The following is a 21,148-nucleotide window of genomic DNA, read 5'->3' as shown; positions in this document are numbered from 1 at the left end:
TGCGGTTGCGTTATCGTGGTCGCGTGCCCCCACCCCGCCGGCGCGCCCGTTCCGACCAGGACAAAGAGGCCCGCAAGACCGCCCTGCTGACCGCCGCGCGCGAACTCGCGGCCGAACGCGGTGTGCGCGAGGTCACCCTCACCGAGGTGACGAGCCGGGTCGGCCTGCACCCGTCGGCGCTGCGCCGGTACTTCGAATCCCGCGAGGAGCTGCTGCTCGAACTGGCGGAGCGGGGCTGGGCCGACTGGCGCTCGCGGCTGCTGGCCGACCTGGCCGGCCTCGGGGGTCACCGCCCGAGCCCGGTCGAGGTCGCCGAGGTCGTTGCCGGGTCGCTGGACGCCCTCCCCCTGTTCTGCGACCTGCAGACCCACGTCGGCCTCAGCCTGGAGGGCGCGGTCCGGCTGGAGCGGGCGCGCGCCTACAAGACCGCGGCGTCGGAAGCGTTCGACGCGATGACGGCGGCCCTGGCCGAGACCGGCGCCGGCCTGGACGCCGAGGGCGCCCGGACCCTCCTGACGGCGGCGATGAGCTGCGCGGCGTACCTGTACCAGCTGTCCCGGCCGTCACCGACCCTGCGTCGGCTGTACGACGAGGTGCCGAGGTGGGCCCACAGCGCGCTGCGGTTCCGCGAGCAGCTGACGACGCTGTTGCGAGCGGTCGCCCTGGGCGCCGCGAAACCGCCGGTCACTTGAACGTCTTGTCGAGTTCCTGGCCCGCCTTCTCCAGCGCCTCCTTCGCCGAAGCGTCCGCTCGTTCGAGGTAGTTCGCGACGGCGATCAGGTACTCCCCCAGCTCGACCACCTGGCTCGAGGTCACGTCGAGGATGCGGGCCAGCGCGGTGCGGACGCCGTTCCACTGCGGCCACGGGCCGGTCGGCCCGAGACCGATCGCCCGCCCGCCGGCCAGCTCCGGACGCAGCCACGACGAATCCGTCGAATAGACCTCGTGCACTCCCCGGGAGACGGCGCGGAGCTCTTCCCCGAGTTCGTCGGCGAATGTCTTCCCCGCGGCGCGAAGGCGCTCGAACTCGACGCTGATGTCGGCGTCCTGCGGGGTTTCCGGGTGGGAGTCCGTCCGGACGTCGATGACGTTCATCGTGAAGAACGTGTGGTAGACGTTCGCTGCCGCGTCGTACACGGCCTTGTCGTTCTCGATGTGCCTCAGCGCCACCTGAAGCGTGTCGGAGCTGTCGCTCTCGTCGAGCTGGATCTGGGTCTCGAGGTCGAGGATCTGCCCGCTGTCCAGAGTGGTCTCCACCGACCGGATGATCTCCTCCGCGGTGGCCCCTTCGATCGACGCCGGGATGTCGTACACCTCTTTGGCTTTGTGCTTGATGTCGTCGACGAGGGCGTCCGCGGCGGCCAGGACGAGCCCCGCGGCCCCCAGGCCGATGCTCACCGGCGTCGGCAGCGCGACCAGGCCCATGGCGCCGACGACCCAGCCGGCCGCCTTGATGGCGGCCTGACCGTCACCGCCGCCGCGGCCGGACATCCTCAGCGTGGCGTGCCCGCCGATTTCCATGACGCTGATCCGCGTGCTCCGCCACATGTTCCCCAGGCCCTCGAGCTGGGCGGCCAGCATCTCGCCGAGGACGCCGAGGTTCAGCAGGGTTCCCTGCAGCGGGATGACGAACCGGTCGATGGGGCCGTTGATCTGCGGCGCCCACATCCGTCCGGGCGAGGAGCCCTGGACGAGCCCGAGACTCCGGCACGCGAGGTAGTAGGGCTCGCCGCTGTCGGGCACCGTTTCGAGGGGCTTGATCGCGTCCCGCAGCCGGGTCGCGGCTTCCCAGAAGTTCTTCTCGTACGGAATGTGGTCGGGGTCGGCCCAGCCGGTGAAGACCTTGTCCACCCGGGCCGGCCACTTGCCGTAAAAACCCTGGAACCCGGCCGAGCCGGATTTCGTTTCCGCCCAGACGTCGAATTCGGCGATGCGCTTGCCCTGGTAGTCCTCCTGCCACCCCATCCGGTACTTCGTCTCGTTCCGCGTCCGGGGAATCGGCGGGAAGTGGTGGTGCGTCATCCACGGCCGCGGCTCGTACCCGGGCTCGTTCTCGCGGTCGTGGAATGTCTTGTCGTGGTCGAACGAGACGCGATACCCCTCGTCCGCACTCCCCGCGTAGCAGCACAATGAACTCTTGCCGAGGGTCCGGTCCTGGAGGTCGCGGTCGATCGCGGCCCGGGCCAGCCCCCACTTCATCTGCTCGATGCCTGCTCGCGTATACGATTCCCGGCGCTCGTCGGCCATGATCTCGTCCCCCTAGACGACCACGGCGCCGAAGATCCATTCCCCGGCCGGCAGCCGTGGTGCGGGGAAATATACGCCGGATCGTCCGTTACAGGTAGTTTTCGGCCACGCTCAGCTCGCCAGGACGACCGAGCGGGACAGGTGGGCCGGCCGGTCCGGATCGCGGCCCCGCCCGTTCCGCCAGGACGACCGCCAGCCGCTGGATCGCGACCAGTTCGGCTGGCTGGTGATCTCGTCGAGGGTGTGCGACCTGGTTCTCCCGGGGTTTCCGGGGTCAGCGGCCGAGGACGGCACGCAGGGCGGGCTGGAGCCGGTCGCCGTGCGCGCGGACGAGGTCGTCGCACAGCTCGAAGATCCGCTCGACCGGCAGCGCGGCCGCGGTGGCCGGGTCGGTCATCGCCGCGTGCCGGATGTGGCGTGGATCGTCTTCGACGGCGGCGCGCACGACGAGGTCGTTGACGCTCAGGTACGTCCGGTTGAGCGCGGCGAGCTGCGGCGGCAGCGCGCCGATCCGGGTCGGCCGGACGCCGGTGGCGTCGACGAGGCACGGCACCTCGACCGCCCCGCAGGAGGGCAGGTTTTCGATCAGGCCACGGTTGACGACGTTGCCGTAGACGGTCCGCGGCGTGCCGGTGAGGACACTGTGGACGATCTGCGGCGCGTACTCGCCGGTGCCTTCGACGGGCAGCGGCTCGTCGGCCGCGATCGCGCGGCGGGTCCGTTCGTACTCGGCCTCGTTCTCCGCGACGATGTCGAGGTAGGCCCCGATCGGCAGCCGCAGGCGCTCGATCTCGGAGTCGTGCTTGAGGTACCAGGGCACGTACTCGGCGGAGTGCTCGCTGGTCTCCGTCGGGTAGTAGCCGAGCCGCCGCAGCATGTCGAACCGGACGCGGCGCCGCAGCTCTCCATCGGTGGCGGCCAGCTCCCGCAGCCGCGGGTAGAGGTCGGTGCCCGCGTGCTCGAACCGCAGCACCCACGCCTGGTGGTTGACGCCGGCCGCGACGTAGGTGACCTCGTCGAACGGCACGCCGACCAGCTCGGCGAGCCCGTGCACGGTCCAGTACACCGAGTGGCAGAGCCCGACGACCCGCGTCAGCCCGGTGACCTCGCTCAGGTACTGGACGTTCATCGCCATCGGGTTCGTGTAGTTGAGCAGCCACGCCTCCGGGCAGACCTCGGCGATGTCCGCGCCGAGCGCCTTCAGGAAGGGGAACGTCCGCAGCGCGCGGAAGATCCCGCCGATGCCGAGGGTGTCGCCGATGGTCTGACGCAGGCCGTAGCGCGCCGGGACCTCGAAGTCGGTGCGCGTCGCCTCGCCCATCCCGATCTGGACCATGTCGACGACGAAGTCCGCGCCCGACAACGCTTCCCGGCGGTCCGCGTGCGCGGTGAGCACCGGCTTGACGCCGCGGACGGCGGCGATCCGCCGGGCCGCGGCCAGCGCCGTCGCCAGCCGGTCCGGGTCGATGTCGTGCAGGGCGACGTGCACGCCGTCGAGCTCCGGGTAGGCGAACAGGTCGGCGAGCAGGCCCTGGGTGAACACGACGCTGCCGGCGCCGACGAAGGTGATCTTGGGGGTCATGGGAATCCGATCCGATTTGTGCGAAGTGGACGACTCAGCCCTTGAGCCCGCTGGAGGTGACCGACTGGACGAACGTCTTCTGCGCGCCGAGGAAGGCCAGCAGCACCGGGAGCACGGTGATCACGTTGCCTGCCATCACCGCGGCCCAGTTCGTGTGGTGCTGGCCCTGGAATGTCGTGAGGCCCAGCTGCAGCGTGTAGACCGTGTCGTGGTTGAGCGCGATCAGCGGCCAGGTCAGGTCGTTCCAGGTGGTCAGGAACGTCAGCACGGCCACCGTGCTCAGCGCGGGCCGCGAGAGCGGCAGCACGATCGTGAACAGCACGCGCAGCCGCGAGCAGCCGTCGATCCACGCCGCCTCTTCCAGCTCCCGGGGCAGCGAGAGGAAGAACTGGCGCAGCAGGAACACCGCGAACGGCGTCACCAGCGACGGCACGATGAGCGCGCCCAGGCTGTCGATCAGGCCGAGCTCCTTCATCACCAGGAACGTCGGGATCATGGTGAGCTGGAACGGGATCGCCATCGTCGCGACCATCAGCGCGAGCAGCGCTTTCGAACCGGCGAACCGCATCCGCGCGAACGCGTACCCGCCGAGCGCGCCGAACAGCAGGTTCGACGCCACGGTGACCGCGGAGACGATCAGCGAGTTCCCGAACCAGCGCAGGAACAGCGCGTTCTCGAGGACGTAGCGGTACCCGGCGAAGTCCACATGGGACGGCCACAGCGCCGGCGGGAACCGGTTGATCTCGGCGTTGCTCATCACGGAGCTGAGCAGCAGCCACACCAGCGGCGCCGCGAACACCAGCGCCAGCGGCACGAGCAGCAGGTGCCACGGGCTGAACGGCAGCCGGGGCCGGCGCGGCACGGGCAGCACGCGGGTCGCGGGTACTTCGAGCCGGACCGGCCGTGCCATCATCGGAGGGCCTTCCCGGGCCGGCGCAGCACGCGCAGGACGACCACGACGACGAGCAGGGCCAGCGCGAGCACGTAGGCCGACGCCGCGCCGTAGCCGGCGGTGAAGTTCTTGAACGCCTGCTCCCAGACGAAGTAGACGATGACCGTGGTGGAGCCGAGCGGGCCGCCCTTGGTCGTCACGTAGACCAGGTCGAACACCTGCAGTGACGTGATCAGCTGCCACAGCACGAGGAACAGCGTCACCGGCATGACCGCGGGCAGCGTCACGTGCCGGAGCACGCGCCAGGTGCCGGCGCCGTCCAGCCGCGCGGCCTCGACCAGCGACGGCGGGACGTCCTGCAGCGCGGCCAGGTACACCACGACGCAGAACCCGGTGCCGCTCCACAGCGTGATCCCGACCAGCACCAGCAGCGCCTGCGCCGGGTCCGTCAGGAAGCCCTGCGGGGACACGCCGAAGTGGTGCAGCAGCGAGTTGGCCGCGCCGAACTGCGGGTCGAGGATGAAGGAGAACAGCACGCCCTGGGCCGTCGCCGACAGCACGAACGGGACGAGCACCAGCGTCCGGTACAGCCCGGCCAGCCGGATGCGCCGGTTCAGCGCCTGCGCGAGCAGGAACCCGAACAGGATGCTGAGCGGGACGTAGAGCACCGTGTACAGCACGGTGTTCCGGATAGCTCCGGCGAAGTGCGGGTCCTGGGCGAGCGCGGCGTAGTTGTCCAGGCCGGTCCAGCGGCTGGGCGTCACCAGGTCGTCGACCTGGAAGGACAGCACCAGCGACCAGGCCACGGGCACCACGCCGAGGCCCAGGATGATGAGCACGGCGGGCGAGACGTAGGCCCACGCGGCGGCGGTTTCGCGCCGCCGCCTGCGGTGGACCGGGGTGACCGAGCTTTTCGGGGGTTCCGGGTGGCGGAGCCCCCGGCCCGAGGTGAAGCCTCGGCTCGGCACGGTGATGGGCCTCGGCAGTCCGGGCATGGCGGCTCCCTATCGCGGAATGATCAGGGCGGCGTTCGCGGCCGCGGCGCAGTCGCGCAGCGCGTCGGCCGGCGTCGCCTGACCGAGCAGCACGGCGACGATCGCGGTGCCGACGGCCGCCGACACCTGGGGGTAGGCCGGGTGCACCGGCCGGACGCGGGCGCTCTCCAGCGCGTCGACGAACACCGGCAGGCCCGGGGTCTCGGCGGTTTTCTCCTGCCACGCGGGCAGTTGCTGCGTCCGGCGGCTGAGCGGGAGACTGCCGGCGCCGTCGTCCCAGCGGACGTCCTGGGCCGGGTCCGCCAGCCAGGACAGGAAGGTGCGCGCCGCCTGGACACGCTCTTCGCCGTTGTCGAACAGCGTCCAGGTGTCCGGTCCGGAGATGGTGATCGGACGGCGGCTGAAGCTCGGCAGCGGCACGATCGCGTAGTCGATCCCGGCGTCGGCGATGTCGGGCAGCTGCCACGGGCCGGTCGGGACCATGCCGATGTGGCCGGCTTCGAACGCCTGGTACATCTGCTCGCTGCCGGTCTTCGGGTCGAGGTAGACCGACTTCGCCGCGGCGAGGTCGCGGACGACCTCCAGGGCGCGCACGCCTTGGCCCGCGAACCCGATGCCGCGCCCGCCCGCGCCGATGACGTCGCCGCCGAGGTCCCACACCATCGGCCACAGCCGCCACACGGTGTCCTCGTCGCCGGTGGCGGGCCAGGCGGTGCCGAAGGTGCCACTGCCCGGGTCGGTGAGTTTCCCCGCGGTGGCGACGAAATCGGCCCACGTCCAGCCCGCGGCGGGCACCGGGATCCCGGCCTGGGCGAACAGGTCCTTGTTGCACACCACGGCGAGTGAGTCGAGCAGCGCCGGGACCGCGCGGACGCGGCCGTTGACGGTGACCGCTTCCCGGGCCGGGGCCCAGAAGCCGGGGCCGGCGTCGACGAGGTCGGTGACGTCGACGACGCTCGGGCTGCGCGCGACGCTGGCGAGGTCCGAGCCGAAGACGTAGGCGATGTCCGGGAACGACCCCGACGCGAGCGCCGCGGTGATCTTCTGGAGCATCGCGTCGGCGAGGACGCCGCCGCCCAGGTCGATCCGGATCCCGGGGTGCGTCCGGTGGAAGTCCGCGACGAGCGCGTCGAGGACCTTCTTGCCCGTGTCGGTCTGGCCGTGCCAGACCTCGACCGTGACGGGGCCGCCGGTGCTCCGGGCCGGGCCGCAGCCGGCCACGGCCGCGCCGAGCGCCAGGCCGCCGGCGCCGCGCAGGAATCCGCGGCGGTCCATCAGCAGGTCTTGCGGACGTAGCCGGCTTCGCCCTTCGGGACGACGTCGAGGTCGCGGCGCACGATGCTCAGGGAGCTCCACCGGCTGCAGGCGGTCTTGAGCCCGCTGTCGGTGTACTCGATGACGATCACGTGGTCGCCGAACGCGGGCGTGAACTCCCCGCAGTTCTTCTGCTGCCCGCACTCTTCGGCGATGGCGAAGTCGAGGCCGTTCGCCTGGCGCTGCCCGGCCAGTTCGGAGGTGTTCTTCTGCCCGATCGCCAGGCCCTTTTCGTGGGCGTGCGCGGACAGCAGGCGGATGTAGGCCTGGGCGTTGCTGTCGGTCAGAAGTCCTTGGGAGCGCGTGAAACTGTCGTAGTTGTCGGGCTCGATCGCCTGGTAGCCCTTGGCGGCGCAGTCGTCGACCCAGGTGTCGACCTTGGCGGCGACGCGGGTGCGCTTGTCGGCCGTGCGCAGGTCGAGCAGGGCCTCGCCCCAGTCCTCGTCGACGACCACCTTGCCGTCGGCGTCGCGGAGCAGGAGGTCGTTCCACTCCCCCTCGGCGCCGGGCTGGGCCTGGAAAGCGTTGACGTAACAGATGTTGTAGAGGCCCGCGGCGGGCTGGGCGGTGTGGTCGCGGCTGACGACCTTGACGTCGCCGGCCGGGGTGTAGGCGCCGCCGATCTGGTAGTCGAAGCCAGCCTTGACCGGCGGAGGCGTGACGGCTCGGGTGCCGGCCGGTGCCGCGGAGGCGGAACACGCGGTGCCGGCCACGACAGCGGCCGCCAGGGCGGCGCCGGCGAGGAACTGAACGCGGGAAGAGGGCATCATCGAACTCCGGATGATGGTGGGCACGACCCCGCCTCGGACCACGAGCACGTCCTGGCGACTCAGTCCGGGCTCGCGGCGGAGGCCGACATACCGGCTGGGCGTACCTCTGACGTCGGGCGTCCGTTCCGACGTGCACAGCAGTAAAGCGAGCAACACCGGGCATGTCAAGTGCGTGATAGTGCAGGAAGTCAGCCCATTATGGACAGAATCGCGCGTCTTGGGCGGCCTGACAGAAACAGGACGTCCGATTTCCGCAGTTCGCCGGGGGTGTGCTGACGGCCGGCGCGCCGGGGCCGGTCGAGGCGCGGTTCCGGGCGTCGGTCACCCGGTTCGCCGAGCCGTCGCGATGAGGTCGTCGGCGTGGTCGCGGTGCCCGGTGGTCGTGTCGCTGGTCGACGACACGATCCGCGAGCCGAACGGCATCGAACCGGCCCTACCGACCGGGCGGCTCTCGGCCTGCGCCATTTGCCGACTGCAATGTGCAGATTCAGGATGATCGACACTCACCGTCAACATTCGGAAAATAAATGCCGGGAAAGGTTGCTCCGAACGGGCGTACTCAGACGTACCGAGGACACTTAACGTCACATGCCTGCGCAATGGCCTGCCCTCACGGCCCGCCGTTTGCTTATCCCGCAAGTGATCGCCCGACAGGAGAACCCCTTTTCATGACGATCGACCTGGCGTTGAAAGAAGCGATGAGCATTCCCGGCGCGGTCGGCGTGACCCTCGTCGACTACGACAGCGGGATGTCCCTCGGTTCGCTCGGCGGTGGCGACTGGCTCGACCTGGACGTCGCCGCGGCCGGCAACACCGAGGTCGTCCGGGCGAAGCTGCGCGTGATGGCTTCCCTCGGGCTCGACGACAGCATCGAGGACATCCTCATCACCCTCCACCACCAGTACCACGTGATCCGGCCGCTGTCGGCCCGGGGCAACTCCACCCTGTTCCTCTACCTCGTCCTGGACCGCGAACGCGCGAACCTGGCGCTCGCCCGCCACAGCATCAAGCGCATCGAGACCAGCCTGTCCGTATGACGAGTGCCGACACCCACAGCCAGCCCTTCCGCGCGCCGCTGCCGGTCCGCAAACCCCCGCCGGCCAACGCCGGCCCACCGCCGGAGCGGGCGGTCAAGCGACCACCACTGGACTCGGAGCAGACGCTCGAGACGTTGCGCAAGATCCGGGAGCAGGTCGACCAGGTCGCCGGGCTGCTCGTGGCCACCCACGACGGCCTGGTCCTGGCCAGTGACGTCGAGACCGTCGAAGCCGACAGCGTCGCCGCGATGTCGGCGGCGGCGACCGGGCTCGCGGCGCAGTTCACCGCCCAGGCCGGCATCGGCGAATCCCGCTGCGCGATGTTCGAAGGCAGCTCGGGTTACGTCTGCGTCTTCCCCGTCGAAGGTTCGCTCCTGCTCGTCGTGTTCGGCCAGCCGGAGATCACCATGGGGCTGTTCACCCTGGCCGCCAAGCAAGCGCTGACGTTGCTGCGGCAAGCCACCCTGACGGCCGGAGGTGCCCGCCGGTCCGGGCCGTCGCCGGAGTGACGGGGCGAGCGGTCAGGCGCGCCGGGGTCGCGGTATCCACCGCCACAACGCCCCGGCCGCCGCGAAACCGACCAGGCCGCTCGCCACGATTCCGGCGCCGAGGCCGGCCAGCGCGGTCACCGCGGACAGGATCAGCGGACCGACCCCGCTGCCGATGTCGGCGAGTTCGTTCCAGATCCCGAGGTGCGTCGGCCGGCCCACCCGCGGCGACACGTCGGCGCCGAGCGTCATCACGATGCCCGACCCGATGCCGTTGCCGAACCCCATCACCATGGCCGCCAGCATCAGCGCGACCGCGCCGCCCGCGAACGGCATGACGACGAACGACACGCCCAGCACGAGCGTCGCGGGCACGGCCACCCAGCGCCGGCCGTAGCGGTCCATCACCTTCCCGGCCGGGTAGAACGTCAGCGCGTCGACGGCTCCGGCGACGCCGTAGATGATCGAACTGGTCGTCGGCGACAGTCCGATGTGCGCCGCCCACAGCGGCACCACCGTCTGGCGCGTCTGCCGGATCGCCGACAGCAACAGGACCCCGGCACCCAGCGTCGCGTACACCCGCCACCGCTGTCGGAGCATCCCCCGCGTCGTGACCGCGGACGCGGCCACCCGGTCGTCGGCGGTGACCTCCAGGTCGGGCACCCGGACCACCAGCGCGGCCGCCGCCACGATCGCGGCCAGGCTCACGTAGTACGCGCCCGCCAGCCCGGCGGCCTGCATGGCCGCGGCCCCGGCGAACGGCCCGAGGAACACGCCCACGCGCATGCTCCCGCCCAGCGTCGACAACGCCCGGGCGCGCAGGTGCGGCGGGACGATCTCGGTCAGGTACGACTGGCGGGCCAGGCTGTAGACCGCGCTCGCCGCCCCGATCAGCAGGACCCCGCAGCCGTAGAGCACCAGCGACCACGGCCCGCGGCCCAGGTCGACGAGGCAGGTCAGGACGCCCGCGACCATGACGGCCGCCGCCAGCAGCATCGAGCGGCGTTCGCCGACCCGGGTCGCGAGCACCCCGGCCGGGATGTTCGCGGCCAGCGACCCGACCCCGAGCAGCGCGGCGATCAGCGCGGCCGTCGGGGTGCTCGCCCCGCGCCCGATCGCGCTCAGCGCGATGACCGGCAGCACGGCTCCCTCGGACAGCCCGAACAGGGCCGCGGGGCCGTACGCCGCCGCGGCGACCGAGCGCAGGCGAAAGTCCTCAACCATCTCAGGTCATCATGCGTGACCGACGCGGCAGCCCGAGCCGAAAGTGATCACTCTCGCGTCGGGAATGCTCCCGTGACCAGGGCATTTCGGACTTACCGCGTCGCTGGCCGACGGCGTCCGCTCGGAAACTCCGCTCAGAAAACTCCGTGGTGCGCGGGGTGCACTTCGCGCACCGACTCCGCCTGGAACCCGGACAGCACCACGCGTTCGGAGCACCGGCTGGGCCCCGACGCGGTCCCCGGCGTCCGCCGCACGACGACCTCGTACCGGCGCCCGCCGGCGTTCACCAGCACCTTGCGGTGATCGGCACCGGCCTCCTCGTCCACCGCCAGCACCGCGTCGACGCCGCGCAGGCCGGTGCGACCGCGGATCTCGATCTCGGCGAACTGCGACCACGGGCTCGGCGCGGACGTGCGGCCGCGCAGGTGCTCCAGGCGGACGTTCCCGCCGAGCGCTTCCTTGGCCACGAGCTCGGCTTCGGTCACCGCGAGGCTGCCGTGGAGGTAGCCGTCGGGCACGGTCAGGAGGTTGCCGGCCCAGCGGTCGCCGCCGACGTGGCTGACCTCCCACACCTGACCGGGGTGGTTCTGGGCCAGGCCGGTCACCACCGGGCGGCCGAAGACCGCGCAGCACATGTCCTTGCTGCCGTGGGTGCAGACGAGGAAGAGCGGCCCGGCCACCGGCTCGCCGTGCCCGCGACGCCCGGCGGCCACCGCTTCGAGGTCGAGGTGGGCGAGCTCCTCCAGGTCGGCGACGTCGAGCCGTTCAAGCCACCGGTGCCCGGGCCGTCCGCTGGCGACGTAGACCGCGCGCGGGGCACCCGGGACGAGCGCGTGGCGGCCCGGCTTGCGGATCAGCAGCGGACGCAGGCCGGCGTCGCGGGCGGCTTCGAGCCGCGCGGCGGGAAGGACTTCGGCCACGACGTCTTCGAGGGCATCGGACGCCCAGGACCCCGGCTGCTCGATGAGCAGCCAGGACGTCATGCGGGCGGCGGTCCCGGCGGGCTCGCCGCCGAGCTCGCGGGTGAGGGCGGCGCACCCGGGCGCCGTCGTCCGTCCGGGGGTGCAGATTCCCGCCTCAGCCATCGGCCTCGACTTAGGCATGCCTAAGCGTACCCGAAAACCCGGGCGGCAACCCTTCCGATGTGACCAGTTCGCCGTCCGCCCTCCCGCGGGCGGGCGACAAACGGTCACGGACCGGACAACTCGGCTGTCACGCCCGCGCCACGAGTCCCTGGGTGACCAGCTCCCCGAGCAGCGCCCGCACCGTCGCCCGGTCCACGCCCGGCACGGCGTCGGCGAGCACCTTGAACGGCTGCGGAGCGCCACCCAGCAGCGCGGCCAGGACGGGCCGCGCGGGTGCCGCGAAGACCAGTCGCTTCCCGGCGCCGAGCAGGGTCACCGTGCCCTCGCCGTCCACCAGCGCGGCGCGCGGGGCGAGCAGCCGGACCTCGAAGTCGTCGTCCGGCGGCAGCAGCTCCGCCGTCGCCGCCCACGGCAGCCCGATGCGGGTGTGCGCGGGCGCCTGGGCGTCGCGGTCGGCGAGGAACCGGTCGACGACGTCCTCCGTGGCCAGCTCGGCGAGCCGGCGGCGCAGCGCCTCGGCCCGCGCCGACCGGGCGGCCGGACCGGCGAACCGGGGCAGGTCTTCGCGGAACAGCTCGTCGGCGCGCAGCCGGTCGGCCAGCCACGCCACGAGGTCCACGCCGGTCGCGGCGGTGAACCCGATGGTCAGGTGCAGCGACTCCTCGCCGACGGCGGACACGTCGTGCCAGTGCCCGCGCGGCAGGTAGAGGACGTCGCCGTCCTCGAGCAGGAAGTCCTCGTACGGCTCGCCCGACGGGCGCTCGGGCAGCTCGACGTCCCGCTGCAGCGGCGCGCGCCGGGTGATCCCGTGCAGGCGCCAGCGCTTGCGGCCGGAGAGCTGGATGATGAACGCGTCGTGGTCGTCCCAGTGCACGTCGAAGCCGTGCGTGGTGCCCCAGCCCGCGTACAGGTTGACCTGGATCCGCTCGCGCAGGTCGTGCTCCAGCCGGCCCGCCAGCTCGCCGACCCCGTCGACCAGCTCGTTGACCGAGTCGACGACGAGCGTCGCGCCGGCGCGCAGGTGCTCGGCGAAGGGGGCGGGCAGTACGCGCGGCACCAGGCCGTTGCGCCGGGTCGACACCATCTCGGTGTAGGTGTGCGCGGGCACGACGTCGCCGTCGAGCGCGAGACGCAGCCGGGGGAACTCCAAGCGGTGCTGGCGCAGCACCCGGTCCAGCTCCGGCCACGGGAGCAGGCCGGCGAACCGGCCCTGCTCCCCCGGGAAGCGCCGCGGCGTCTTCCCCAGGACGTCTTCGAAGAACTGGCCGGCCTCGAGCGGAGCCACGAGGTCGGCCAGTCCGGGAATCTCCGTCACGGAGCGGGACAACGGCTAGTCGTTGCCGTCGTTGTCGGCCACCGCACCGTTGGCCTTGCCCCGGTCCACCGCCGTGGTCAGCGGTTCCACGCTGAGCAGCAGGCCGCTGGCGGTCACTTCGCTGTCGGTTGTCGTGTGTCCCTGACCCATCCGGAACCTCGCAAACGTCGACGACTGGGCCTTTCACGCTACGGGAGATCGTCCGGCCGGGCATCGGTCATTTGAGTTGTTCTGCCAAGGGCGCCCCGTGCCGGACCGCGAGAAGCCGGGCATCGCGGACCCTCGACTTAAAGCAACTGATTGACTTAACATCAGGTGACTGCTTGACTGGAGAAGTCGATCTCTCCCGCGCACGCACCGAAGGGGAACGCATGTCCTCCCACCCGGCAGTCCCGGCAGGCACTCGGTTCACCCCCGAGGAGCTCGGCTTCGACCCCGAAGCCCTGCGCGCCAAGTACCGGGACGAACGGGATCGCCGCCTCCGCCCGGACGGCTCGGCCCAGTACCGGCGCGCGGCGGGCGAATTCGGTTACTACGCCACCGATCCGTACACCGAACGCGCCGAGCGGCCGGCGGTTCGCGACCGCGTCGAAGTGGCGGTGATCGGCGGCGGCTTCGGCGGCCTGCTCACCGGCGCGCGCCTGCGCGAGGCCGGCGTCCGGGAGATCCGGACGATCGACGAGGCCGGGGACTTCGGCGGAACCTGGTACTGGAACCGCTATCCGGGCATCCACTGCGACATCGAGTCCTACGAGTACCTGCCGCTGCTCGAGGAAGTCGGGTACGTGCCCCGGTGGCGCTACGCCCCCGGCGAAGAGATCCGGCAGCACGCGATCGCCGTCGCCAAGCACTTCGGCCTCTACGACGACACGCTGTTCCACACGCGGGTCACCGAGCTGCGCTGGGACGACGCCGCCGCCGGGTGGCTGGTGCGCACCGACCGCGGCGACGACTTCCACGCCCGCTACGTCGTCGTCTCCTCCGGCACGCTCACCCAGCCGAAGCTGCCCGGCATCCCCGGCATCGAGACCTTCCGGGGACACACCTTCCACACCAGCCGCTGGGACTACGGCTACACCGGCGGCACCGCCGACGGCGGGCTGGAGCGGCTCGCCGGCAAGAAGGTCGGGGTGGTCGGCACCGGCGCCACCGGCATCCAGGTCATCCCGCACCTCGGCCGCGACGCCGGGCACCTCTACGTCTTCCAGCGCACCCCTTCGACGGTGGACGTGCGGGGCAACCGCCCCACCGACCCGGGCTGGGCGGCGACCCTGCGGCCGGGCTGGCAACAGGAGCGGATGGACAACTTCCTCACCCTCGTCACCGGCGGCGACGTCGACACCGACCTCGTCGGCGACGGCTGGACCAGCACCGGCCGGCTGCAACGCCAGATGCTCAGCGGGGTCGTCGACACCGAGCTCCCGGAGGAGGACCGCGCGTACTTCGACGAGCTCGCGGACTTCCGGAAGATGAACGAGATCCGCGCCCGCGTCGACGAAGTCGTGACCGATCCGGCCACGGCGGAGCTGCTGAAGCCGTGGTACCGGTACATGTGCAAGCGCCCGACGTTCAGCGACTTCTACCTGCAGACGTTCAACCGCCCCGACGTCACGCTGGTCGACACCGCGGACTTCGGCGGGGTCACCCGGATGACCGAGTTCGCGGTCGTCGTCGGCGACCGCGAATACGACGTCGACTGCGTCGTCTTCGCCACGGGGTTCGAGGTCGGCGTGTCCGGCGTCATCTCGGGCACGCTGCCGGTGTACGGCCGCGACGGGGTGCCCCTGCTGCAGGCCTGGCGCCAGGGACCGAAGACGCTGCACGGCTTCTACAGCCACGGATTCCCCAACCTGTTCCACCTCGGGCCGCTGCAGAACGCGTCCGCCGTCAACTTCGTGCACATCCTGCAGGAGCAGGCCGCGCACATCGGTGCGGTCGTCGCCGAGGCCCGCGTACGCGGCGCCCGGTACGTCGAGCCCAGCGCCGAAGCCCAGGACGCGTGGGTCGCCACCCTCCGCGCCCACGCCCGCGACACCACGGCGTTCCTGGCCGAATGCACCCCCGGCTACTACAACAACGAAGGAAAACCGCGGCCGGCGGGCAACTCCTTCGCCCCGGGGCCGATCGTCTTCCACGACCTGTTGCGCCGCTGGCGCGAAGACGGCGGGATGGACGACGTCCTGGCCGGCGCATGAGCGGCTTGCGCGCCCGCCGCCTGAGCCGGCCGACGTCCCTGCGCGGCTCGAACGGCGTCGCGTTCGGCCCGGACGGACGGCTGTACGTCGCCCAGTTCCTGGCCGGCGAGATCAGCGCCGTCGACCTGGCCACGGGTGACGTCGAGACCGTGGTGCCCGCGGGCGGGCCGGTGCAGGCACCCGACGACCTCGCTTTCGGTGCGGACGGGTCGATGTACGTCACCGATCTCGTGCCCGGGCGCGTGTGGCGACGGCACCCCGACACCACGGTCACCCTGGTCACCGACCAGGTGCGGCTGCCGAACGGGATCGCCTGCGTCGGCGACCGCCTGTTCGTCAACGAGATGATCCCCGGTGGACGGCTGCTCGAGCTGGGCGGCGCGGAGCCGGTGGTGCTCACCGGCGGGCTGGCCATGGGCAACGCCATGCAGCTCGGCCCGGACGGCGCCCTCTACTACCCGCACATGCTCACCGGCGAGGTCTTCCGGATCCCGGTGGACGGCGGCACGCCGCAGCTCGTCGCCGCCGGCGTGCACGAGCCGGTCGCCGTCCGGTTCGACCGCGGCGGCGTGCTCCAGGTGCTTTCCCGCGGCGTCGCCGGCATCGTCACCCGCATCGACCTGTTCGGCACCGGTGATCGGACGCTGCTGACCAGCGGACTGGCCGGGCTGGACAACGCGGCCTTCGACGCCGGGAACCGCATGTTCGTCTCCAGCTACGCCGGCGGCGGGATCACGGAGCTGCACCCCGACGGCCGGACCCGCGAGATCGTCCCGCGCGGGTTCGCCGGGCCCTACGGCGTCACGATCGACCTCGGCGGAACCGTCCTCGCCGCCGACCACTACCGCGTCGCCGAGCCGCGGCAGCCCGGGAACGACGTCACCACGACCGAGCTGCTCACGTTCGCGCACGGCATCGCCGCCGACGGCGACCTGCTCCACGTGACCTCCCAGTTCGGCCAGGTCCGGACCTACGACCGGAAAACGCGGGCGGTGCGCACGCGAGCGGAGGGGCTGGCCGAGCCCCTGGGCATCGCCGTCCGCGAGGACGGCGCGCTCGTGGTCGCCGAGGCCGGCGCGGGTCGCGTCCTCGCCATCGACGCCGAGGACACCGTCGGCGTCCTCGGCACCGGCTTCGGCCGCCCGGTCGACGTGGCGGTGGACGACGAAGGACGGTGGTACGTCAGCGACGAAGAGCGCGGCGCGGTGTACCGCCTCGACGGCGGCACCCCGGCCGTCCTGGCGGAGGACCTCGGCGCCCCGCAAGGGATCGCCGTCGGCGGCGGCCACCTCTACGTCACCGAAACCGCGAACGGCCGGGTCGTCACGGTGGACCTGGCCACCGGCGAGGTCGAGGAGGTGGCCGGGCTCCCCGCGAGCGCCGGGCCCGTCCGGGACCGGCCCGCGCTGCAAGCCCACGGATTGCCGGGCGTTCCCCGCCTGTTCGCCGGGCTGGCCGTGGCCGCCGACCGCTCCCTCTACGCCGTCGCCGGCGGCAGCGTCCTGCACCTCTCCCCCGCGGAAGAGCCGTCGTGACCGCGCTCGCCGCGCCGGCGCGGCGGCAGGTCCTGCAGGCGCTCAGCGGTCTGCTGCTCGCGTTGTTCGTCTCCACGCTGAGCAGCACCGTGGTCTCCACCGCGCTGCCGCGCATGCTGCACGACCTGCACGGCTCCCCCGTCCAGTACGCCTGGGTCGTCACCGCCACGCTGCTCGCGGCCACGGCCGCCACCCCGATCTGGGGCAAGCTCGCCGACCTGTACAGCAAGAAGACGCTCATCCAGATCACCACCGTCGTCTTCATCGCCGGTTCGATCGCCGCCGGCCTGGCGCAGACCACCGGCCGGCTCATCGGCGCCCGTGCCCTGCAGGGCGTCGGCGTCGGCGGCCTCCAGTCCCTGGTCCAGATCGCCATCGCCGCGATGATCCCGCCGCGCGAACGCGGTCGCTACGCCGGTTACCAGAGCAGCGTCACGGCGTTGTCCACCATCGGCGGGCCGCTGCTGGGCGGCTTCATCGTCGACACGTCGTGGCTGGGCTGGCGGTGGTGCTTCTTCATCGGCGTGCCCGTGGCCGTGCTCGCGCTGGTCCTGCTGCAGCTCACGCTGCGGCTTCCCGTCCTGCGCCGGGAAAACGTGCGGATCGACTACTGGGGCGCCACCCTGATCACCGGCGGGGTCAGCTTGCTGCTGATCTGGGTGTCCTTCGCCGGCGACTCGTTCCCGTGGGCGTCCTGGCAGACGGCCGCGATGGTCGGTGGCACCGTCGCGCTGCTCGGACTCGCCGCCTGGGTCGAGACGCGCGCCGCCGAGCCCGTCGTCCCGCCGCGCATCCTCCGGCAGCGCACCACCGCGCTGGCCATCCTCGGCAGCCTCGCCGCCGGCACCGCGATGTACGGCGCCGCGGTCTTCCTCAGCCAGTACTTCCAGGTCGGCCGGGGCCACACCCCGACCGAGGCCGGGCTGCTGACCATCCCGATGATGGCCGGCATCCTGGTCTCCTCCATCGTCGCCGGACGCCGGATCAGCCGCACGGGCCGCGTCAAGCCGTTCCTCGTCGCCGGCGCCGTCAGTCTCACCGCCGGCTTCGCCGGCCTGGGCCTCATCGACGAGCACACCCCGCTGGTCTTCATCGGTATCGCGATGCTCCTGATCGGTACCGGGGTCGGCATGACGCTGCAGAACTTCGTGCTCGTGGTGCAGAACGCCGTTCCCCTGCGCGACATCGGCGCGGCCAGCGCGACCGTCTCCTTCTTCCGCTCCCTCGGCGGGACCATCGGCGTCGCCGTCCTCGGCGCGATCCTCGCCCGCCAGGTCGCCGCCCGCCAAGTCGCAGGTGACGCGGCACCGGCCGCCTACGGTGCCGCCACCGGGCACATCTTCGCCATCTCCGCCGGTGTCGCGCTGCTCGGGGTGCTGGCCGCGATCCTGCTGAAACCCGTCTCGCTCCGGGAAAGCCTGGACCTGTCCGACGGCGACCGGCCGCGATGACCGGGACGTCCGGAGATCCACCTCGAGGAAGGACCACCGTGCCCCAGACCGGCAACGACCGCCGCTTCACGGACCGCACCATCATCGTGACCGGCGCGGGCTCGGGCATCGGCCGCGCCGCCGCCGTCCGCGTCGCCGCGGAGGGCGGCCACGTCGTGGCCGCCGATCTCGACCCCGCCCGGCTGGCCGACCTCGTCGGCCAGTGTGGCGAGGAGGCCGTCACCGCGGTCGCCGGGGACATCACCGAGCCGGCGGTCGTGGCGCGGATCGTCGCGGCGGCCGGGCGGATCGACGGCCTGGCCAACGTCGCCGGGATCATGGACGGGTTCCTGCCACCGTCCGAAGTGGACGACGCGGTGTGGGACCGGGTGCTGGGCCTCAACCTGACCGCGACGATGCGGCTGACCCGGGCGGTGCTGCCGGGGATGATCGAGGCGGGCCGCGGGTCGATCGTGAACGTCGCTTCGGAGGCGGCGCTGCGGGGGTCGGCCGCCGGTGCGGCGTACACCGCGTCGAAGCACGCCGTGGTCGGCTACACCGCCAGCGTCGCGTTCTTCCACGGCCCGCAGGGAGTGCGCGCCAACGCGGTCGCGCCGGGACCGACGATCACGGGCATCGACGGCGGGATGCGCTCGCGGTACGCGGCGGGCCGCGGCGGGCCCGTCATGCAGGCGACCATGCCCCCGCCGGTGGCGCCCGAGCAGGTTTCGGCGTCGATCGTGTGGCTGCTCAGCGACGACGCGGCCAACATCAACGGCGTGGTGCTGCCCAGCGACGGCGGTTGGTCCGTCGCGTGAGCCTCCCTCTCCGGTAAGCGGGGACGCCCCTGGTGTCCGCTCAGGCGCCGCGCCCCTTCGCTTCGCGCTGCCTGCGGTGGGCGGCCATGCGCACCGGGGAGTTCGCCGCGCCGTCGCCCGCGTAGCCGCCGATCCGCTGCACCACCTCGAAGAACACGCGGCCGCCGAGCACCACCGTGAAGAAGTGCAGCAGCTCGCCGTGCTCGTCGCGGTCGTAGAGCACCGACTGCTGCCGCAGGGCGGTGAGCAGCTCGGGGTCCGGGGCCAGGCGGGCGTCGAGGTCGTCGTAGTAGTTGCCGGGGATCTCGAGCAGTGGTGCCCCGAGTTCGCGCATCCGGCGGGCGCTCGCCAGGGCGTCCTCGGTGGTCACCGCGACCCGCTGCGGCTCGCGCACTCCGGGCGCCCACTCCCCGCGCCGGAGCAGGGCCGATTCGAGCGCGATGCGGACGCGCCCGGACGGGTCGGCCACGGTGCGGCTGCGCACCAGTCCGAACGGCGCCGCGAACTCCGTCACCGGCTCCGGTTCCAGGCCGAGCACCGCGCGGTAGAACAGCGCCGCCTCGTCGAAGTGGTCGAACGGCTGGGTCAGGGCGAGGTGATCGATCCCGGTCACCCCGGCGTCCCCGCCGGCCGCCTCGGTCTCCGTGAAGTCGCCGAGCCAGCTGTCCGCGGTGTCGGCGCCGGTGCGGCAGAAGAAGACCGACGTCCCGTCGGGGGCCGCGATCGCCGACAGGTCCGCCTCGTCCGCGCGGTGGCCGCGCGGGAGGATCGGCGCGAGCAGCCGCTGGGCTCGCCGGGCCGAGGCGACCGGGTCGGCGCTCTCGACGGCGACCGCGCCGACCGACGCGCCGCCGGCCGGACCCGAACCGTTGAGCAGGATCCGCGCGTCCCCCTGCCGCCACAACCGGACGGGCTTGGACCGGTGCCGGCCGGTCTCGGCGAAACCGAGGCCGCGCAACGCTTCCGCCATCCGCGGCTCCGCTTCGCCGTCGACCGCCAGCTCGACGAACGCGTGCCCGGCGAGCGCCGGAGCCGGGGGCAGGTCCGCCAGCCCGAGCGTTTCCTGCAGGCCGAGCAGGGACCGCATCGCGTCGACGGCGGCCGGTCCCGGGTCGGCCTGGCGGAAGACGTCGTTGAACACCTCGAGCGACAACGGCCCGCGGTAGCCGGCCGCGAGCACGTGTCCGGTGAACGCCGTCAGATCGAACGCGCCCTGGCCGGGGAAGAGCCGGTGGTGCCGGCTCCACTGGAGGACGTCCATCTGCAGCCGCGGCGCGTCGGCCAGCTGCAGGAAGAACAGCTTCTCGCCGGGGATCGTGCGGATCGCGGCCGGGTCGCTGCCCCGCGACAGGATGTGGAAGCTGTCCAGGCACAGTCCGAGCGCGGGGTGGGCGGCGCGGCGCACGATGCGCCACGAGTGCTCGTAGGTGTTGACGAACCGGCCCCACGCCAGCGCTTCGTAGGCGATCCGGATGCCCCGCGCGGCGGCGCGCTCGGCCAGCAGGTGCAGCTGCTCGGCGGCGAGGTCGTCGTCGTCGACCGCGTCCGGCGACACCGACGAGCACACCAGCATCGTGTCGGTGCCGAGCTGGTCCATGACGTCGAACTTGAGCTCCGCGCGCCGGAGGTTCCGGGCGAGCACGTCCGGCGGCACCGCTTCGAAGTCCCGGAACGGCTGGTACAGGTCGATCGACAGCCCGAGTTCGGCGCAGTGTTCGCTGATCTCCTTCGCCGACCACGACGAGGCGACGAGGTCGTTCTCGAAGATCTCGACCCCGTCGAACCCGGCGCGGGCAGCCGCGGTCAGCTTGTCTTCCAGGGTCCCGGACAGGCAGACCGTGGCGATGGAACGGCGGGATTCAGTCGAGGACATCGGCGGGCTGCCTTTCCTGGGGAGCGGTTCCGGTGAGGACGGCGAGGTGGCGCAGCATCCGCGCGGTGTCGGGTTCGGCGCCGGTGAACAGGGCGAAGGCCTCGGCGGCCTGGAACACGGCCATGCGACCGCCGTCGAGTACCCGGACGCCGAGGGCGCGGGCGGTGCGGACCAGCTCGGTTTCGAGCGGGCGGTAGACGACCTCGGCGATCCACAGGTCCGGGCGCAGCAGCCCGGCCGGCAGCGGCAGGCCCGGGTGGGCGGCCATGCCGGTCGGGGTGGCGTGCACGAGCCCGTCCGCGGCGCCGACCGCCGCCGCGAGGTCCGTTCCCGCCGCCGCGCGGCCGG

Annotated in this window: 19 protein-coding genes and 1 pseudogene; 7 read left to right on the top strand and 13 right to left on the bottom strand. The window is 72.1% G+C overall.

Going from position 1 to position 21,148, the window contains the following annotated elements:
* Positions 1-23 precede the first annotated feature (23 nt).
* Entirely contained in the window at positions 24-692 is a 669-nt protein-coding gene (locus tag AB0N03_RS21380) for a TetR family transcriptional regulator (RefSeq protein WP_364374279.1), read from the top strand.
* Here AB0N03_RS21380 and AB0N03_RS21375 read toward each other — a convergent pair.
* The 7 genes from AB0N03_RS21375 to AB0N03_RS21345 all read right to left on the bottom strand — a co-directional run bounded on the left by AB0N03_RS21375 (position 685) and on the right by AB0N03_RS21345 (position 8,265).
* The gene (locus AB0N03_RS21375; RefSeq protein WP_364374276.1) at positions 685-2,247 is read right to left on the bottom strand and encodes a hypothetical protein; all 1,563 of its coding nucleotides are present in this window, start codon (positions 2,245-2,247) and stop codon (positions 685-687) included. The two genes, AB0N03_RS21380 and AB0N03_RS21375, sit on opposite strands and share 8 nt — an antisense overlap.
* Positions 2,248-2,521: 274 nt before the next feature.
* The gene (locus AB0N03_RS21370; protein WP_364374273.1) at positions 2,522-3,829 is read right to left on the bottom strand and encodes an alpha-glucosidase/alpha-galactosidase; all 1,308 of its coding nucleotides are present in this window, start codon (positions 3,827-3,829) and stop codon (positions 2,522-2,524) included.
* Between the two features lie 34 nt (positions 3,830-3,863).
* Positions 3,864-4,742, bottom strand: coding sequence for a carbohydrate ABC transporter permease (locus AB0N03_RS21365; RefSeq protein ID WP_364374270.1), 879 nt, complete (start codon positions 4,740-4,742; stop codon positions 3,864-3,866).
* Entirely contained in the window at positions 4,739-5,716 is a 978-nt protein-coding gene (locus AB0N03_RS21360; RefSeq protein ID WP_364374267.1) for a sugar ABC transporter permease, read from the bottom strand. The genes AB0N03_RS21365 and AB0N03_RS21360 overlap by 4 nt, the downstream gene beginning before the upstream one ends.
* 9 nt (positions 5,717-5,725) lie before the next feature.
* Positions 5,726-6,991: an ABC transporter substrate-binding protein gene (locus AB0N03_RS21355; protein WP_364374264.1), complete on the bottom strand. Its 1,266-nt coding sequence runs from the start codon at positions 6,989-6,991 to the stop codon at positions 5,726-5,728.
* On the bottom strand, positions 6,991-7,824 hold the full coding sequence (locus tag AB0N03_RS21350; RefSeq protein ID WP_364374261.1) for an endo alpha-1,4 polygalactosaminidase: 834 nt from the start codon (positions 7,822-7,824) through the stop codon (positions 6,991-6,993). Before AB0N03_RS21350 ends, AB0N03_RS21355 begins: the two co-directional genes overlap by 1 nt.
* Positions 7,825-8,121: 297 nt before the next feature.
* Positions 8,122-8,265, bottom strand: coding sequence for a hypothetical protein (locus AB0N03_RS21345; protein ID WP_364374258.1), 144 nt, complete (start codon positions 8,263-8,265; stop codon positions 8,122-8,124).
* Between the two features lie 203 nt (positions 8,266-8,468).
* Between AB0N03_RS21345 and AB0N03_RS21340 the strand changes: the two genes are divergently transcribed.
* Complete coding sequence (locus tag AB0N03_RS21340) at positions 8,469-8,837, top strand: hypothetical protein (RefSeq protein WP_364374255.1); 369 nt, start codon at positions 8,469-8,471, stop codon at positions 8,835-8,837.
* Entirely contained in the window at positions 8,834-9,346 is a 513-nt protein-coding gene (locus AB0N03_RS21335; protein WP_364374252.1) for a roadblock/LC7 domain-containing protein, read from the top strand. Before AB0N03_RS21340 ends, AB0N03_RS21335 begins: the two co-directional genes overlap by 4 nt.
* Positions 9,347-9,358: 12 nt before the next feature.
* Here the strand turns inward: AB0N03_RS21335 and AB0N03_RS21330 are convergent, their stop codons facing one another.
* The 4 genes from AB0N03_RS21330 to AB0N03_RS21315 form a co-directional block, all read right to left on the bottom strand.
* On the bottom strand, positions 9,359-10,549 hold the full coding sequence (locus AB0N03_RS21330; RefSeq protein ID WP_364374249.1) for an MFS transporter: 1,191 nt from the start codon (positions 10,547-10,549) through the stop codon (positions 9,359-9,361).
* A 134-nt stretch (positions 10,550-10,683) separates the two neighbouring features.
* Positions 10,684-11,634: a sucrase ferredoxin gene (locus AB0N03_RS21325; RefSeq protein WP_364374246.1), complete on the bottom strand. Its 951-nt coding sequence runs from the start codon at positions 11,632-11,634 to the stop codon at positions 10,684-10,686.
* 127 nt (positions 11,635-11,761) lie between these two features.
* On the bottom strand, positions 11,762-12,949 hold the full coding sequence (locus AB0N03_RS21320) for a cupin domain-containing protein (protein WP_364374243.1): 1,188 nt from the start codon (positions 12,947-12,949) through the stop codon (positions 11,762-11,764).
* A 15-nt stretch (positions 12,950-12,964) separates the two neighbouring features.
* Positions 12,965-13,099 (bottom strand): hypothetical protein, encoded by a 135-nt coding sequence (locus AB0N03_RS21315; RefSeq protein WP_364374240.1) that lies wholly within the window; start codon positions 13,097-13,099, stop codon positions 12,965-12,967.
* A gap of 221 nt (positions 13,100-13,320) precedes the next feature.
* Here AB0N03_RS21315 and AB0N03_RS21310 point away from each other — a divergent pair, with 221 nt between their 5' ends.
* Genes AB0N03_RS21310 through AB0N03_RS21295 form a run of 4 tightly spaced genes read left to right on the top strand, consistent with a single transcriptional unit; the run spans position 13,321 to position 18,927 of the window.
* Complete coding sequence (locus tag AB0N03_RS21310; protein WP_364374238.1) at positions 13,321-15,144, top strand: NAD(P)/FAD-dependent oxidoreductase; 1,824 nt, start codon at positions 13,321-13,323, stop codon at positions 15,142-15,144.
* Entirely contained in the window at positions 15,141-16,679 is a 1,539-nt protein-coding gene (locus AB0N03_RS21305) for a hypothetical protein (RefSeq protein WP_364374235.1), read from the top strand. The genes AB0N03_RS21310 and AB0N03_RS21305 overlap by 4 nt, the downstream gene beginning before the upstream one ends.
* A complete protein-coding gene (locus AB0N03_RS21300) occupies positions 16,676-18,130 on the top strand; it encodes an MFS transporter (protein WP_364374232.1) in 1,455 nt (484 codons plus the stop codon). Before AB0N03_RS21305 ends, AB0N03_RS21300 begins: the two co-directional genes overlap by 4 nt.
* A gap of 38 nt (positions 18,131-18,168) precedes the next feature.
* Positions 18,169-18,927 carry an SDR family oxidoreductase gene (locus tag AB0N03_RS21295; protein ID WP_364374229.1) on the top strand — a complete coding sequence of 253 codons (759 nt, stop codon included), beginning with the start codon at positions 18,169-18,171 and terminating at the stop codon, positions 18,925-18,927.
* A gap of 40 nt (positions 18,928-18,967) precedes the next feature.
* Here AB0N03_RS21295 and AB0N03_RS21290 read toward each other — a convergent pair whose 3' ends face one another.
* Together AB0N03_RS21290 and AB0N03_RS21285 are read right to left on the bottom strand one after the other, a co-directional pair.
* Positions 18,968-20,800: a TIM barrel protein gene (locus tag AB0N03_RS21290; RefSeq protein WP_364374226.1), complete on the bottom strand. Its 1,833-nt coding sequence runs from the start codon at positions 20,798-20,800 to the stop codon at positions 18,968-18,970.
* Positions 20,787-21,148, bottom strand: a pseudogene (locus AB0N03_RS21285) (hypothetical protein); the annotation flags it as partial. The pseudogene AB0N03_RS21285 and the gene AB0N03_RS21290, both read right to left, overlap by 14 nt.

Origin of the sequence: Amycolatopsis sp. NPDC051061 (assembly GCF_040682935.1) — a bacterium.
Lineage (GTDB): Bacteria > Actinomycetota > Actinomycetes > Mycobacteriales > Pseudonocardiaceae > Amycolatopsis.
This window is presented reverse-complemented; position numbering and strand designations above follow the sequence as displayed.

What these genes read in the sequence shown, in the direction of transcription:
- AB0N03_RS21375 (WP_364374276.1), bottom strand. Translation starts at nt 2,247, where the DNA reads ATGGCCGACGAGCGCCGGGAATCGTATACGCGAGCAGGCATCGAGCAG.
- AB0N03_RS21370 (WP_364374273.1), bottom strand. Translation starts at nt 3,829, where the DNA reads ATGACCCCCAAGATCACCTTCGTCGGCGCCGGCAGCGTCGTGTTCACC.
- AB0N03_RS21365 (WP_364374270.1), bottom strand. Translation starts at nt 4,742, where the DNA reads ATGATGGCACGGCCGGTCCGGCTCGAAGTACCCGCGACCCGCGTGCTG.
- AB0N03_RS21360 (WP_364374267.1), bottom strand. Translation starts at nt 5,716, where the DNA reads ATGCCCGGACTGCCGAGGCCCATCACCGTGCCGAGCCGAGGCTTCACC.
- AB0N03_RS21355 (WP_364374264.1), bottom strand. Translation starts at nt 6,991, where the DNA reads ATGGACCGCCGCGGATTCCTGCGCGGCGCCGGCGGCCTGGCGCTCGGC.
- AB0N03_RS21345 (WP_364374258.1), bottom strand. Translation starts at nt 8,265, where the DNA reads ATGGCGCAGGCCGAGAGCCGCCCGGTCGGTAGGGCCGGTTCGATGCCG.
- AB0N03_RS21340 (WP_364374255.1), top strand. Translation starts at nt 8,469, where the DNA reads ATGACGATCGACCTGGCGTTGAAAGAAGCGATGAGCATTCCCGGCGCG.
- AB0N03_RS21335 (WP_364374252.1), top strand. Translation starts at nt 8,834, where the DNA reads ATGACGAGTGCCGACACCCACAGCCAGCCCTTCCGCGCGCCGCTGCCG.
- AB0N03_RS21330 (WP_364374249.1), bottom strand. Translation starts at nt 10,549, where the DNA reads ATGGTTGAGGACTTTCGCCTGCGCTCGGTCGCCGCGGCGGCGTACGGC.
- AB0N03_RS21325 (WP_364374246.1), bottom strand. Translation starts at nt 11,634, where the DNA reads ATGGCTGAGGCGGGAATCTGCACCCCCGGACGGACGACGGCGCCCGGG.
- AB0N03_RS21315 (WP_364374240.1), bottom strand. Translation starts at nt 13,099, where the DNA reads ATGGGTCAGGGACACACGACAACCGACAGCGAAGTGACCGCCAGCGGC.
- AB0N03_RS21310 (WP_364374238.1), top strand. Translation starts at nt 13,321, where the DNA reads ATGTCCTCCCACCCGGCAGTCCCGGCAGGCACTCGGTTCACCCCCGAG.
- AB0N03_RS21305 (WP_364374235.1), top strand. Translation starts at nt 15,141, where the DNA reads ATGAGCGGCTTGCGCGCCCGCCGCCTGAGCCGGCCGACGTCCCTGCGC.
- AB0N03_RS21290 (WP_364374226.1), bottom strand. Translation starts at nt 20,800, where the DNA reads ATGTCCTCGACTGAATCCCGCCGTTCCATCGCCACGGTCTGCCTGTCC.